Source organism: Flavobacterium rhizosphaerae (assembly GCF_046000445.1).
Lineage (GTDB): Bacteria > Bacteroidota > Bacteroidia > Flavobacteriales > Flavobacteriaceae > Flavobacterium > Flavobacterium rhizosphaerae.
Window position 1 is genome coordinate 146,392 of the sequence record NZ_JBELPZ010000001.1, and the last position, 14,618, is coordinate 161,009.

At 40.4% G+C, this 14,618-nt stretch carries 15 protein-coding genes; 8 read left to right on the forward strand and 7 right to left on the reverse strand.

Annotated elements, in window-relative coordinates:
* The first annotated feature begins 46 nt into the window (after nucleotides 1-46).
* Nucleotides 47-2,197 (forward strand): TonB-dependent receptor plug domain-containing protein, encoded by a 2,151-nt coding sequence (locus ABS766_RS00590; protein ID WP_408083130.1) that lies wholly within the window; start codon nucleotides 47-49, stop codon nucleotides 2,195-2,197.
* A gap of 14 nt (nucleotides 2,198-2,211) precedes the next feature.
* Nucleotides 2,212-3,276 (forward strand): HmuY family protein, encoded by a 1,065-nt coding sequence (locus tag ABS766_RS00595; RefSeq protein ID WP_408083131.1) that lies wholly within the window; start codon nucleotides 2,212-2,214, stop codon nucleotides 3,274-3,276.
* Between the two features lie 172 nt (nucleotides 3,277-3,448).
* Here ABS766_RS00595 and ABS766_RS00600 read toward each other — a convergent pair whose 3' ends face one another.
* The 4 genes from ABS766_RS00600 to ABS766_RS00615 are packed head-to-tail and all read right to left on the reverse strand — an operon-like array spanning nucleotide 3,449 to nucleotide 7,208.
* The gene (locus ABS766_RS00600) at nucleotides 3,449-4,486 is read right to left on the reverse strand and encodes a hemin-degrading factor (RefSeq protein ID WP_408083132.1); all 1,038 of its coding nucleotides are present in this window, start codon (nucleotides 4,484-4,486) and stop codon (nucleotides 3,449-3,451) included.
* An 11-nt stretch (nucleotides 4,487-4,497) separates the two neighbouring features.
* The gene (locus ABS766_RS00605) at nucleotides 4,498-5,277 is read right to left on the reverse strand and encodes a heme ABC transporter ATP-binding protein (RefSeq protein WP_408083133.1); all 780 of its coding nucleotides are present in this window, start codon (nucleotides 5,275-5,277) and stop codon (nucleotides 4,498-4,500) included.
* Nucleotide 5,278: 1 nt separating this feature from the next.
* Nucleotides 5,279-6,322, reverse strand: a complete 1,044-nt coding sequence (locus tag ABS766_RS00610; protein ID WP_408083491.1) for a FecCD family ABC transporter permease — start codon at nucleotides 6,320-6,322, stop codon at nucleotides 5,279-5,281.
* Nucleotides 6,306-7,208: a heme/hemin ABC transporter substrate-binding protein gene (locus ABS766_RS00615; RefSeq protein WP_408083134.1), complete on the reverse strand. Its 903-nt coding sequence runs from the start codon at nucleotides 7,206-7,208 to the stop codon at nucleotides 6,306-6,308. The genes ABS766_RS00610 and ABS766_RS00615 overlap by 17 nt, the downstream gene beginning before the upstream one ends.
* Nucleotides 7,209-7,385: 177 nt before the next feature.
* On the opposite strand from ABS766_RS00615, the gene ABS766_RS00620 reads away from it, so the two are divergent.
* The 5 genes from ABS766_RS00620 to ABS766_RS00640 all read left to right on the forward strand — a co-directional run bounded on the left by ABS766_RS00620 (nucleotide 7,386) and on the right by ABS766_RS00640 (nucleotide 12,397).
* Nucleotides 7,386-8,561: a Gfo/Idh/MocA family protein gene (locus ABS766_RS00620; RefSeq protein ID WP_408083135.1), complete on the forward strand. Its 1,176-nt coding sequence runs from the start codon at nucleotides 7,386-7,388 to the stop codon at nucleotides 8,559-8,561.
* A 138-nt stretch (nucleotides 8,562-8,699) separates the two neighbouring features.
* Nucleotides 8,700-9,161: a MarR family winged helix-turn-helix transcriptional regulator gene (locus ABS766_RS00625; RefSeq protein WP_408083136.1), complete on the forward strand. Its 462-nt coding sequence runs from the start codon at nucleotides 8,700-8,702 to the stop codon at nucleotides 9,159-9,161.
* A gap of 42 nt (nucleotides 9,162-9,203) precedes the next feature.
* On the forward strand, nucleotides 9,204-10,307 hold the full coding sequence (locus ABS766_RS00630; RefSeq protein WP_408083137.1) for a fatty acid desaturase family protein: 1,104 nt from the start codon (nucleotides 9,204-9,206) through the stop codon (nucleotides 10,305-10,307).
* Between the two features lie 25 nt (nucleotides 10,308-10,332).
* Nucleotides 10,333-11,154, forward strand: a complete 822-nt coding sequence (locus tag ABS766_RS00635; RefSeq protein ID WP_408083138.1) for a universal stress protein — start codon at nucleotides 10,333-10,335, stop codon at nucleotides 11,152-11,154.
* A 199-nt stretch (nucleotides 11,155-11,353) separates the two neighbouring features.
* Nucleotides 11,354-12,397: an endonuclease gene (locus ABS766_RS00640; RefSeq protein WP_408083139.1), complete on the forward strand. Its 1,044-nt coding sequence runs from the start codon at nucleotides 11,354-11,356 to the stop codon at nucleotides 12,395-12,397.
* 97 nt (nucleotides 12,398-12,494) lie between these two features.
* Here ABS766_RS00640 and ABS766_RS00645 read toward each other — a convergent pair whose 3' ends face one another.
* The 3 genes from ABS766_RS00645 to ABS766_RS00655 all read right to left on the reverse strand — a co-directional run bounded on the left by ABS766_RS00645 (nucleotide 12,495) and on the right by ABS766_RS00655 (nucleotide 13,324).
* The gene (locus ABS766_RS00645) at nucleotides 12,495-12,737 is read right to left on the reverse strand and encodes a hypothetical protein (protein WP_408083141.1); all 243 of its coding nucleotides are present in this window, start codon (nucleotides 12,735-12,737) and stop codon (nucleotides 12,495-12,497) included.
* A gap of 72 nt (nucleotides 12,738-12,809) precedes the next feature.
* Nucleotides 12,810-13,010, reverse strand: a complete 201-nt coding sequence (locus ABS766_RS00650) for a hypothetical protein (protein ID WP_408083142.1) — start codon at nucleotides 13,008-13,010, stop codon at nucleotides 12,810-12,812.
* A 113-nt stretch (nucleotides 13,011-13,123) separates the two neighbouring features.
* A complete protein-coding gene (locus tag ABS766_RS00655; protein ID WP_408083143.1) occupies nucleotides 13,124-13,324 on the reverse strand; it encodes a hypothetical protein in 201 nt (66 codons plus the stop codon).
* Between the two features lie 184 nt (nucleotides 13,325-13,508).
* Here ABS766_RS00655 and ABS766_RS00660 point away from each other — a divergent pair, with 184 nt between their 5' ends.
* A complete protein-coding gene (locus ABS766_RS00660) occupies nucleotides 13,509-14,441 on the forward strand; it encodes a ring-cleaving dioxygenase (protein WP_408083144.1) in 933 nt (310 codons plus the stop codon).
* The last annotated feature ends 177 nt before the right edge of the window (nucleotides 14,442-14,618 follow it).

Genomic DNA, 14,618 nt, shown 5'->3' on the forward strand with positions numbered 1-14,618 from the left:
GTTTAGCTTTGCTCGGTATTTAGAATGATTCTAACCTACAAAACAAATGCAGCGCATACACAAGCTTTATTATATAATTTTTCTTACAGGATTGTATGCCAGTGCTCAGGGCATAAACCAGGACACACTGGCTAATAACCTTAATGAAGTGGTTATTACCGGCCAGATAGAGCCACAATCTATCAATAAATCTGTTTTTAATGTAAGAATCATTTCTCAGGCAGATATACAGCGGCAGGCAGCCAATAACCTGGCAGATGTGCTTAACCAGTACCTTAATATAATGGTCACCCCTAATACCAGCGCAGGCAGGTCAACCGCAACCATGTTTGGGCTGGACAGCCAGTACCTGAAAATACTGGTAGATAACATTCCGCTGGTAAGCGATACAGGGCTCGGTAATAACGTAGACCTTACACAGATTAACCTGAATGATATTGAACGGATAGAAATTATTGAGGGCGCCATGGGGGTAACACACGGGGCAAATGCCGTAAGTGGGGTTATAAACATTATTACCAAAAAAAGGGCGTTAAAAAAATGGGAATTAAGTGTTACAGCACAGGAAGAAACAGCGGGTGAAGAATACTCTCCTTTTTATAATAAAGGCCGCCATATACAGGCGTTGCGTGCTGCACACAATATTAACCAAAACTGGTTTGCTTCGGTTGGGGTTAACCGTAACGATTTTGAAGGTTTTAAAGATGAACGCGGCGGACGTGATTTTACCGGTTATGACCCGGATGATTTAGACCACCAGCGAGGGTATAGCTGGCTACCCAAAGAGCAACTTACCACAAATGCCCTAATACGTTTTCAAAAAAACAGCCACAGGGTATTTTATAAGTTTGAATTTTTTAATGAAGATATTGATTTTTATAATCCTGTGGTAAGCCAGGAACTGGTAACAGGCACAGGGCTGCTTAAATATTCTTTTGACAGGATTTATAACACCTCTAAATTTTACCACCACCTTAATGCCTCCGGAAAATTGGGCGGGGTAAATTATAATGTTTCGGCATCGTTGCAAAAACAACGGCGTAATGTAGAAGAGTTTAAGTATTATATACAAACCGGGCAGGAAGTGCCACGCCTTGATGAAGTATACCAGGAAACACAGGTGCTATATTCAACCGGTACTGTGAGCAATATTATAAAAAGCAGCAGTGTAAGCTTGCAGGCAGGCTATGAGGCTGTAAACACTAAAGGTTATGGCTCATCACTTTCCGGCATTTTTAATAATGACGAACAGGGGGGGACAAATGTAGACAAGCGCCTTGAGAATTATGATGTGTTTGCCGCATCAGAAATACAACTAACAGAAAGCTTTTCTATACGCCCGGGTTTCCGTTATTCATTTCAGTCAAAATTTGAAGACCAATGGTCGGGTTCCTTTGGAGTGAGAAAGTTATTCTTAAACGGTTATGAAGCCCGCGCCTCATATGGGCGGAGTTACCGCACGCCTAATTATGATGAGTTGTATACCTATATGGTAGATGCCAACCACAACATACAGGGTAACGCAGCATTAAATCCGGAATCGGCACATTCTATAGAAGCCAGCCTGAAGAAGAATTTTATGTTTGCATCGGGCGCCATCCTTTCCCCTTCCCTTTCGGCCAATTATATTATGGTTGATGATCGTATAGAATTGGCAATTGTAAACCCACAGCCATTGCAATACCAGTACATCAATATTAATGATTATAAAATGTGGAATATAGCCACGGCCAATAGTTTTCAGTATAAAAACTGGCAGGCGCGTGCCGGGCTTAGCTTTATGGGCATTTCAAGAAAAATAAATGCCGCTGACACCACATCAGACAATAAATTTTTGACCACTTACCAGCTAAATGCCAATGTAGCATACAGCATAACCAAAGCCGGCATGCTCCTTTCTGTATATTACAAGCTAAACGGCAAACAGCAACAATATGTAGATAACGGCTCTGTAAGCGACCCCGGTTTTGACCTGCAGGAAATACAATCGTTTGGCTTGCTTGACGCTTCCATCCGTAAAGATTTCTTTTCCGGCAGGTTAAACACCACCTTTGGCGCACGCAATCTGCTTGATGTAGTAACCATACGTTCTAATATTCCGGCAGGCAGTGGCGTACATACGGCAGGCACTAACAATATAGCCATGGCCTATGGCCGATCTTATTTTTTAAAACTTGTTTATAGTCTTAATTTTTAAATACAAACTCATACATGAAAAAAATATTTTTATTAACCACCGCCCTGTTAACCCTTGTTTCCTGCAGCGATGACGATGGTAATGTAGCGCCTATTGAGCAAATATCTGAAGGCGCTGTTTTTGGCACTGCCGAAAACCCACTGAATGTTGGTGGCCCTAACCAGCCTAACCAGGTATATGTAGACCTGAGTGATGAAAGTACTGTAGAAGTACCCCGCAATAGTTGGGACTTTGGCTTTTATGCCGGGAATGATTTCAGGGTTATTTTAAACAGCTCCATGATGATGGCTGCAAAACAACTGGAAACAACCGATATCTCACTTCCGCAGGAAGCCGATAATACAGTGTCAGTTGGCCCGTATATTGAAAACAACTTTAACTATGTAGACAGCCCTGACGGATCTTTAAACGAAACTGTTTTTGGCGACATAGCCACCAGTGAGGCTACTGCAAAGGTATACCTTGTAAATATGGGATATAAAGTTCCGGTTACTGAACCCGCAGCGGGCGCAGTAAATACAACCGGTGACCACAGGGGCTGGATGAAAGTTAAAGTATGGAAAGACGGCAACGGCTACAAAATACAGTATGCCGCCCTTGATGCCGCAACACACGCCGAAGCCAGCATTGCTAAAGACAGCGGGTATAACTTTACCTTTTTTAATACAACCACCGGCAGTACCGTAGCTGTTGAACCACAAAAAGATAAATGGGATATAGCCTTTACAACCTTTACCAACCTTGTAAATGATGCGGGAGAGGATTATGCCTATTTTTATTCTGACTTTGTGATTATTAACAGCAGGGCAGGCGTAAGCGCATTGAAAATTAACGGAAATGCAGGAGTTTATGAAGCTTTTTCGTTAGAGTACTTTAATTCTGGAAACTTTATATTTAGTAACAACCAAAGTGTTATTGGCAGCGAGTGGCGGGATGTATTTACACATACCGTTGACGAAAACATATTTTTTCTAGTAAAAGATGGCAGCGGCAACGTGTATAAACTTAAATTTATTTCTATGCTGGGCACCGATGGCAAAAGAGGCTATCCTGTATTTCAGTATGCCTTATTACAATAAAAACAAGTTAAGTTAAATAGTAAGTAGTTCGTTTTTTAAGCTGTTCCCCGTTGCCGTCAAAGCAACGGGGATTTTTATTTTACAGCATACAACAACTAATCAGGGTATATAAATCAGAAAGCCGGCCCATACATATGGAACCGGCTTTCTTTTCATGGTGGTTATAAAAAATCTACAAAGCGGCAACTAAATCCCTCCATTCCTGCAATTCAGGTATTCCGGGTTTACGTTTGCCAAAAAACTGTACAATAATTTCTCCCATTTCGTTAAACACTTCTACAGCGGTAACTTCGCCGTCTTCGGTGGGCTTGCGCACTATCCACACGTTTGCCACTTTATCCATATTAAGGTGCAGGTTAAAATCAGGGTCCAGCACATTAAACCATTCGTTATGCCACACGGTTTTATGTACCTGTCCGGTATGTATTTGTATATTGCCCCTATTGCCTACAAAGCACATTATGGGCAGTTTTTGCGCTGCGGCACCTTCCAGCATTTTAACAATACTTTCTTTGGCAACCTGTTTTGCAAAATGCTCATCCGGCGCCAGGCGAAGCGCTTGTGTACGGGTTACACCATATTTTTTCAGCATACCAAAAAAAGCATGGGTATCGGCAAGGGTTTTCCATGCCTTCTGAAAACCTTCCACATCAATTTCTGTATCGGGTTTTTCGTTAATTACAAACGGCACTTCAACCGTTTCTTCTTCCCTGCTTTGGTTGTCAGATTTGTATTTGGCTACCAGCGTATCAAAAGCAGCATCGTTGCTGTCTTTAGTCAGGTATATTTTATGGATGGCAAGCCCGTCCTTACCAAAAAACTGCAGGCTTTTACGCTCGCCATGCTCTGTTTTTTCGGTTACTGCAAAAGCTTTCTCCCAGTGTGAAAGAAAAATACGAAGGTCAATATCCTCACCCACAAAAAGACTGGCAAACGGGCTGCTGAAATCCGGGTTAACGTAAACCCCTTTTCGTTCGTGTACACACTCATCATTACGGGTTAGCGCCATTACTCTGCCCAGGCTTTCCACTTCGGGCAGTATAGCTGAAAATTCCGGGCGCAGGCGCACCACACCTTCTCCAACCTGTGTAGCCAGTAGTTCGGCTTCACTTATGCCAAGTGTATCAGCGGCATTGCGTATACGCAGGTGCGGGTTTTCGGCTTTAAGCGCCTGCCATTGTTCTTTCAGGGTATTAATAGTAGTATCCATGATTTGATTTTTTATATTGATCCAAAAATTATTAAGGGGTTTTTATTTACAGGGTTGGGGCAAACAATACACGGAAAATTATATACACGGCTAATGGTTTCTTTAGTAAACACCACACCCGGCTCGCCGTGCGCTACTACCCTGCCCTTTTTAAGCAGCATTACTGTGTCGGCAAACTGTGCGGCAAGGTTCAGGTCATGCAATACCATTATAGCTGTGTTGCCTTTTTCAGTAAAGTTTTTAATAGTATGCAGTATACGGTGCTGGTGCAACACATCAAGGTTGTTAAGCGGCTCATCTAAAAACACCAGTTTGCCCTGCACATTATTATCAAGTTGCGCCAATACACGTGCCAGATGCACCCTTTGCTTTTCGCCACCGGAAAGCGAATTATAATCCCTTGCTGAAAGCTGGGCTATATCGGTTTGCTGCATGGCACCCTCTGCTGCCAGTATATCTGTTTTAGCCGGTGCTGCCTTAAAATAAGGGTAACGCCCCATCATCACAACATCTTTAACCAAAAGCGGTATGTCCTGGTTATGGCTTTGCGAAAATTTGGCTTTATGTTGTGGTAGGTCTTTAGCCTCCCACGCTGCAAAGATTTTTTCTTTAAACAAAATGGCCTGCCCGCTTTTTTCATGCTCATTGGCCAGCATGCTAAGCAGCGTGCTTTTGCCCGCACCGTTGGGGCCTACTATAACCAGCAACTCGCCCGGCACCACCGCCACATCTATATCCTGTAGTATGGCATGGTTGCGGTGTGCGTATGATATGTTTTGAGCTTGCAGCATATTAAACCATTTGTTTACGGCTCCGTATTAATATTATTATAAAAATGGGCGCACCCATTAATGCAGTAAGTACCCCTATGGGTATTTCTCCCGGCGGGGCAATTGTACGGCTAATAGTATCGGCCCCTAACAGTAAGGTACTGCCCCACACGGCGGCAAGTGGCAAAATCAGGTTATAGTCAGACTTAAACAGTAACCGCAATATATACGGCACAATAAGCCCAACAAAACTAATGGTGCCTGCAAAAGCAACCGCTGTGCCTACCATTAATGCGGTAAGCAGTACAATTTGTTTTTTTACCGTTTCTACCGGTATCCCTAAATGCTGTGCGTCTTTTTCGCCCAGCATCATGGCATTTAACGCCTTGCCTTTATTAAGCAGCAAAACATAACTTACTGTTATTATTACTGCCAATATGCTGTTTTTTTGCCATGAGGCCCCGCTAAGGCTTCCAAGGTTCCAAAATGTTAAATCACGCAATTCTTCTTCACTACTAAAGTAAATCAGCAGCCCCATTACGGCAAAGCCCAGGGCGGTAATGGCTACCCCGGTAAGCAACATCATTACTACATTGGTACGCCCGTTTTGGGTAGATACCCGGTACACTGCCACCATAGTAACAAGTGCCCCGGCAAATGCCATTATACTTAATAATGAATAATGCATTACCTCTGGTATATAAGGCTTTATATACTTACCTAATACAATAGTGATGGCAGCAAAAAGCGATGCACCTGCTGTTATGCCCAACAAATCTGGGGTGGCAAGTGCGTTGCGGAACATGCCCTGCAGGCAGGTACCCGATACGGCCAGTGCGCTGCCTATAAGTATGCCCATTACAATGCGCGGCAGGCGAAGGTCTACCAACACAAAACGCTCGGCAGGGTCTATAGTGCTGTCAGGGCTAAACAGCCCGGTAAAAATTTCAGAGAACGAATGTTTTTCAAACACATACACTCCATTATATAATGATACTACTGCCAGCAGCAGCAATACCGTTAGACTAATAAGCAGGTATGCAAAACGTTTATTTTGCACTTGCAGCAGGCTGGGTGGTTAATAATAAAGCATTAAGCTGTGCCGCTGCCTCACCAACACGAGGGCCAAAGGCATGCACAAGCCCCCCATCCATAGCAACAATTTTTTTGTTTTTACCTGCATTGGTTTTATCTACACCCGGTATTTTAAGTACACCCTCTATACCGCCCAAACTTTGCAGGCCAGAGTTATACATTAATAATACATCCGGATTATTTTTAATAAGCGCTTCGGGTGTAAGAGGCTTAAAATCTTCAAATTCGGTTACGGCATTTTGCCCGCCGGCCAGTTTTATTACTTTTTCTTCTGCAGTACCAGTACCCGAAACCATCATCATATTAGCGCCACGCGCATAGATAAACAATACTTTAGGGGCAGGTTCAACCAATTTTATTTTTTGTAAATCTGCATCTATTTTATCCTGAAGCGGTTTATAATCTTTTTCATTAATAGTGACAGCTACTTCTTCAATAAGTTTTTTAGTACCGTTGACTGAGAAATCCTGCGTGAATTTTTTCACGGTTACGCCGGCTGTTGCCAGTTTTTCTTCAAGGTCATTGCTTATATCGGCATCCGTGGCTAAAACCAGTGTAGGCTTTAGTTCCATCATGCTTTCAATATTAACCTGGCTGGTATGCCCCAGGTCATTAGCTTTGGTTTTTATATCTTCGGGATACGTACTGGTAACATCTACACCAACAATATTGCCCTGGTAGCCAAGGGCACTTACAATCTCGGTAACGGCGCTATTGAGCGATATTATTCTTGAAGCATCAACTTTTGCTATAGTATCATTTATAGTAGCATCCTCGGTTATTCTAGTTTCATTCTTACAGGAAATTGTATTTAAAACAATTATTGCCAGCAGTGTAGCCTTAAAATACCTTATCATCCTTATTTATATTTAATCTAATTTAATGCAAATATATAGTTTTATTTATTTCCATTATAAATAAGCTATAAAGATTTTACAAAAACAACCGAATAAATTTTAACAATGTAGTGGTCTAATTGCCGCACTAAAAATTAATTTTTATAACTTGCTTAAGCAATATCAAAACACTGTACCATGAAAAAACCATTACCATATAGCCGGAGAAATTTTTTAAAAAACGTTTCACTAACGTTGGGCGCCTCTGCTATAACTGCACCTTCTTTCGCATTTATACCTGATGATGCCAACCCACAAAACCAAACAAGTTTACCTGACACCCTTCCGGGCGCAGCCACCACAGTTAATAAAGACAAGCTTGGGCTAGCCCTTGTTGGCCTTGGGCAATACAGTACGCACCAACTGGCCCCGGCACTGCAGGAGACTAAAAATGTTTACCTGGCGGGTATTGTAACCGGCACACCCACTAAGGCCAAAGCATGGAAGAAAAAATATAATATTCCTGACAGTAACATTTATAACTACGAAAATTTTGACGATATAATAAACAATAAAGACATAGATATTGTATATGTGGTACTGCCAAACAGCATGCATGCCGAATATGTAATACGGGCTGCAAAGGCTAAAAAACATGTGATTTGCGAAAAACCTATGGCTACCAGTGTAGAAGATGCCGAGCGTATGGTACAGGCCTGTAAAGAAAATGGCGTTCAGCTTTCTGTAGGCTACCGCCTGCACTATGAACCGTTTAATAAACGGGTTATGGAACTGGGCCAGCAACAGGTGTATGGTAAGGTAAAAACTATAAAAGCAAATTTCAGCGGCAATTTTGCAAATGGCAGCCTGGATGTTTGGAGGCTTAATAAAGAAATGGCCGGTGGCGGCCCACTTATGGATTTGGGTGTATACTGCCTGCAGGGTGCCTGTTATACGGTAGGCAAAACACCGGTAGCTGTAACGGCGCAATTTGGCGAGGTAACCAAACCGCTCATTTTTCATGATGTGGAACAATCTATAAAATGGAAAATGTATTTTGATGACGGTGCCGTGGCCGAGTGCGAAACCAGCTATGCCGATAATGGTAATGAGCTGTCGGCTGTGGCAGAAAAAGGCTGGTGGAAATTAAACCCGGCTTATAACTATAACGGCAAAAAAGGGGAAACCAGCGATGGCAAAATAGACCTGCCCGATATTTTTGAACAGGCCTACCAGATGGATGCACAGGCAGAGAGTTTTCAAAAAAACAAACAATCTATTACCCCCGGTGAGATGGGACTTCGTGATTTAAAAATAATTACGGCTATCTATCAGTCTGCCCGGGAGGGAGGTAAAAAAATAATGCTTACATAATATTATTTTTACAATATTGTAAATTCACAATAACGCTGAGTAAACACTGCCGGGAATTTTTTCCTTTGGAGTATAAAAATTTGTTAACAAATTTAATTTAGTTAGACTTCTAACTAAATTATTTAATACTTTTACTTTATGAAATTCAGCATTCATCCCCACCTGTCCGACTTTGTAGAGTTACTCGATGCTATGCAGGCTGTGCGCGACACCATGAAACAATATGTGCGGTGCCGAATAAAAGAATGTAATATTGATATAACATTTGAAATGCTGGAAGTACTTATTATACTATTTAAAAATGAAAAAGGCCTTAACCAGCAGGAAATTGCCTATGTGCTGCGTAAAAACAAAGCAACAATAACCTCTATAATTGACAACCTGAGTAACCGAAACCTTGTGGTGCGCACTATTGATAAAAACGACCGCAGGAACAAAATAATTAAGGCAACACCCGAAGCCAATGCCTATAAAGAAAAAATACAGCCTATGATGAATAGTTTTTATGAAATTTTTCAAAATGATTTTTCGCCGGAGCAGGTAGCCCCGGTAACAAAGATGATGCGAAAGATGCATGGCGACATGCTTAGATCACTGTAAAACACAAAGCTAATCCGTATTTACTAAACATATAACCAATAAATGATGCAAAACCTGAAAAGGCCAAAATATCAAAAACCTGAACCTGAAGACTTTTTTAAAAAAATGTACCGTGAAGTACATGACACTGTTTTAACAAACGATAAGTATTACCGCCAAAATGTAATTAAATCGGTAGGCTTGCTGCTGCTGTATTTTGGTTTTTACAGTTGCATATTGTTTTTTGGCAACAACACCAATTTGCTTTTTCTTTTTTACATACTTACCGGTTTTACAATGATAGTGTTGTTTATAAATGCATTTCATGATGCCGTGCATGGAGCCGTTTTTAAAAGCAAAAAGTACAATGTGTGGTTTACCCATATACTGGAAGTATTTGGCAGCAACACCTGGCTGTGGTCTAAAAGGCATATTGGCCTGCACCACCCCTACCCCAGCATACAATACTGGGATATTGATATTAAGCAAAGTGATGTGGTGCGCATTTTTCCGCAGAGCCCGCTTTTTAATTACCACAAATATCAACACCTGTACATGTGGTTTCTTTACCCGCTATATAGCCTTAACTGGTTATATATAAGAGATTTTAAAGATTTTTTTGGCAGTAAGGATAATTATGTAAAGCGGGTAACTACCATACCCCATATAGAATACTTTAAACTATTTGCTGCAAAAATATTTAATATACTGTACCTAATAGTGCTGCCCTCTATAGTATTACAACAGCCGTGGTATATTGTGCTTACAGCATGGATATGTATGCACGTTTGCGGCAGTATGCTGGGGGTAATAGCGCTTATATCTACACATGCAGATGAAGATGCAGAATTCCCCATGCCGGATGATAACGGACGAATGACGGTTACCTGGGCCATGCATCAATTACAGGTTACCAAAGATTTTAGTGCAGACAGCACTTTAGCCAACTTTTTATACGGTGGCTTTACACACCACGTGGCACACCACCTTTTTCCCGATGTGGCACACACCTATTACCCGCATATTACCCCTATTATAAAAAAATATGCCAATGAGTATGGCTTACCTTACACCTGCTATCCGTTTTATAAAGCGGTACGCAGCCATTTCCGGTTGTTAAAAAACAGCGGTAAGCCGGAAAATATACTTTTTACAGGAGAAATTTAATAGTTAAACCATATAATACCACAAAATGAAAACTATAATTGCATGTACCGATTTTTCTCCTACTGCTTTTAATGCAGTACAATATGCCGCAGCTGTAGCCAAAGTAGCCGGCGCCAGGCTGGTATTATACCATGCCTTTACCTTACCTATGCATGCGGGTAACTCAATAGTATCGGCAGACAGCTTCCAGAAGTTATTAAACAATAAAGTGATACGGTTAAAAGAAAATGCCAAATCTTTATTTGAAACCTATGATATTGATGTGGTTACCGAATGCTCTTATGCCTATATTGAAGATAAACTGGCAGAACTTATAAAGCAATACAATGCCGATATGTTAGTTATGGGTATGGCAGAGCGCTCTCTTGAGCAGGATATAATGGGAAATACAACTACTGCTGCCATAAGAAACATTAATATACCTATACTGGCAGTACCGGTTTCGGTACAGTTTAATAATCCGAAAAAAATACTTTTTGCATGCGATAACCCTGTCGAAATTTCTCAAACGGTGGTTGAGCATGTTAAAGAAGCAGCTCACCATCTTAATGCAGAGTTAGAAATTTTTAGTGTAGATGAAAAGGTTTCAAAATTAAAATCTGAAAACAGTGAGGCATTAACCATAAATGCAGTTGACAATAATTTTCAGGGCATAAATTATTATTATAAAAACGTAAGGTCTAATGCTGTGATAAGCGAAATTAAAAGCGAAATAGAAAAATATGGCGCAGACATCCTTATCATGACCCCACACCAATATGGATTTTGGGCTTCGGTGGTACACCGCAGCAAGACACGCCTTATGGCATCGGGGCTAAATATTCCGTTATTATCAGTGCCAGCCTGATTTTGGCCATAAGAAGAGGTTGTCACAAAAATGTTATTTTGAGATACTCCTTTTTTTTAAATGGCAAAAAGAAACATCAAACCATTACCAAACTGTAGTGTTTTGATTAACAATTGAAAAGAACAGGCTGGTATAATAAATATTTTTTAACTTTGATGTCCTTTTTACGGAGTTTTTTTTGACTTGAAATATAATTGACATGAAAAAAATAGTACTACTATTACTGCTACCTGCTTATTGTATTGCCCAACTACCCGATTACTATACATATTATGAATCGGTAGATTTTAACCTTAGCGGTGAAGCAATAAAGGCGCAGCTTGCAACACTTGTAACAGAAACCCACACTACAGAACTGATTTATACGCCTGGTGTATGGGACGCTTTAAAACAAACAGACCTTGACCCGGAAAACAATGAAAACGTACTGCTGATTTATGGCTATGACGATACTGACGGCGTAGACGATACTGACAGGTCCAGAGATAAAGACCTTAGCTGCCATACATCAAGTTGTGCCGGTTTATGGGTACGCGAGCATGTTTTTCCACGGTCATTAGGCAACCCAAACCTTGAGTTTGAAGGGCCGGGATCTGATGCGCACCATTTAAGGGCTATAGACTCTGAAAGGAACTCTATGAGAAGTAACCGCCGTTTTGCAGATGGCGAAGGCCATTCTATAGCAATATCAGGAGGATTCTTTTACCCGGGCGATGAATGGAGAGGCGATGTTGCCCGTATGATGATGTATATGTACATACGCTATGGCCAGCAATGCGAAGCCAATGTAGTAGGTTCTGGCAGTAGTTCTTACAGTACACTAGGCGATATGCCTAATATTTTTTTAGAATGGAATGCTGAAGACCCGGTGAGCCAGTATGAAAAAAACCGTAATGATATTTTACAGGATATGCAGGGAAACCGCAACCCTTTTATTGATGACCCTTATATAGCCACTATTATATGGGATGGCCCTGCCGCAGAAGATACATGGGGCACCCTGGCTACCCAAATGGCAGTAGCCCAAAACTTTTTTGTTTACCCCACTGTTACCGAAGGTACCGTGTATGTTAATAACGCACCGGAAAACACTACCTATACGCTTTACAACAGCCTTGGGCAGCGTATTAATGTAACTGCAACAGCTAATACTATTGAACTGGAAGGAAATGCCAAAGGCATGTATTTTTTAAGCGCAGATAGTGAAGCAATGCACCAAACCGTTAAACTAATACTTAAATAAACACATCATACACCTAATTAAAAAAGCTGCCCGAAATTCTCGGGCAGCTTTTTTAATTTATACAGTAGCGTAAAGCCAAAGTATTTATATGCAACAATTACGGCACCTGTTTTCCGGTCTGGAAATCATCAAGATCTGTATCGGTTCCCATTTCTACAACCGTATCATTATCTGTAATAATAGTATCTGCTGGCGTCTGGTTAACATTTTCATCCGGTGCAACAGTATCCATAGTTGTCATATTCTCTTCAGCATCTTTATTATCCTTACAGGAAGTTACACTAAAGGCAGTTAAAAATAACGAAACAAAAAGGGCTTTTTTAATAAATCTAAATTTCATATTTTATTATTTATCGGTTATTACAGGTATAAAAAAACAGCCTTTGGGCTGTTTACAAAGCAATGTAGTTTATTACATTACTGTATCCGTCATGGTAGTATCAGTTTCTGTGTCCATATCCATATCGCTATCCATAGTATTGTCTGGCATTGGGGCTACAGTATCCATTTCACTATCATCTATTTCAGTATTCTTATCTTTACAAGATACCGTTGCGCACAAGGTTGCTGCTAAAAAAGCAACATACATTGAATTTCTCAGGGCTGTTTTCATAATGCTAAATATTTAAATTATTATCAACTATAACACTCTTAAAAACAAACAACAACCTCAAATATACAGTTTATATTGTTAATATTGTATTAATACCCGCAGACAAACTATAATTATGGTTGTTCTTTTTGCTCAATTGTATCTTTAGTAACAGCTGGAGCCGGTGTAGTAAGGTTAGAGGGTGAAATATCCATATCGCTGGATGTGCGTATGTCTTGGGTATTGTTTACAATACCGGTGCCTTCTGCATTTCTGCCGCCTCCACAGGAAACAAATGTAACAGCAATACCTAATATAATCAGTAAATTTTTCATTGTTTATAATATTGATGTATTAAAGATACTTCATAAAAAATGGATACTGTATGTTACATCTATTAAATAAAACATAAAAAATCTTAAAACATAACTTCTTGTTCCAGTTCAATGTTTTTAATAGTGTAGTGCGCTAATTTTACATCATAATTAAATCAGTATCAAACTTTAAAATTTTAATATCATGGAAAATAAAATTTTAGGCCTTCACCATATAACAGCTATAGCAGGTGATGCAAAAAAGAATTTTGACTTTTACAGCCATGTACTGGGATTACATTTTATAAAAAAAACAGTAAATTTTGATGACCCCGGCACCTACCACTTTTATTTTGGCGACAGTATTGGCAGCGCCGGTACTATTTTAACCTTTTTCCCCTGGGGAGCGGGAATACCACAGGGACGGAGGGGATCTGGCATGGCTACTGAAATTGGATATGCCGTGCCCGAAGGCAGCCTTGAGTTTTGGCAGCAACGCCTTGATAAATATAATGTTATTTACAACAAACCCTCTAAAAGGTTTGGCTCCCGTTACCTCGCTTTTACAGATAATGATGGGCTTAAACTGGAGCTTATTGAAACCAATGACAGCCGCACTCCCTGGGAAACTGATGAAATTAAAGCCGATGTGGCCACAAGGGGCTTTTACAACATTACACTTACCCTGACTAATAAAACAGCTACTGCTGCCATACTTACAGATATTTTTGGCTACAAACTTGTTGCACAGGAAGCCAACCGGTATCGCTATGCAACCGATACGGTAGAAAGTGCAGCAATAGTAGATATTGTTGAGCTGGCTACCGAAAGACGCGGCCATGTTGCTAACGGTACAGTGCACCACGTAGCATTTAGGGTAAAAGATGATGCCACACTTATGTATTTTAGAGATAAAATTGCCGCTGCCGGATTAAATATTACCCCACAAATTGACAGGAGTTATTTTCACAGCCTGTATTTTAGGGAACCGGGCGGGGTACTTTTTGAAATAGCCACAGATAACCCTGGTTTTTTAATTGACGAAACTGCTGAAACATTGGGCACAACACTGCAACTCCCTCCACAATATGAATCGCACAGGGAAGATATTGAAGCCCATTTAGTACCTATAAATTAAAACACACACATCAATTAATTTAAGGCATTTCTGTTAAATATAACGGTTATAAAACCGGGATATTTATAATTATAAATTTAAATCAGTTGAACTGTAAGCAAATAACGGCCAATAACCCTAAAACGTTTTCGTGTTTTGTATTATTACCAATTTTTCTTACTTTCACATAATATTTCA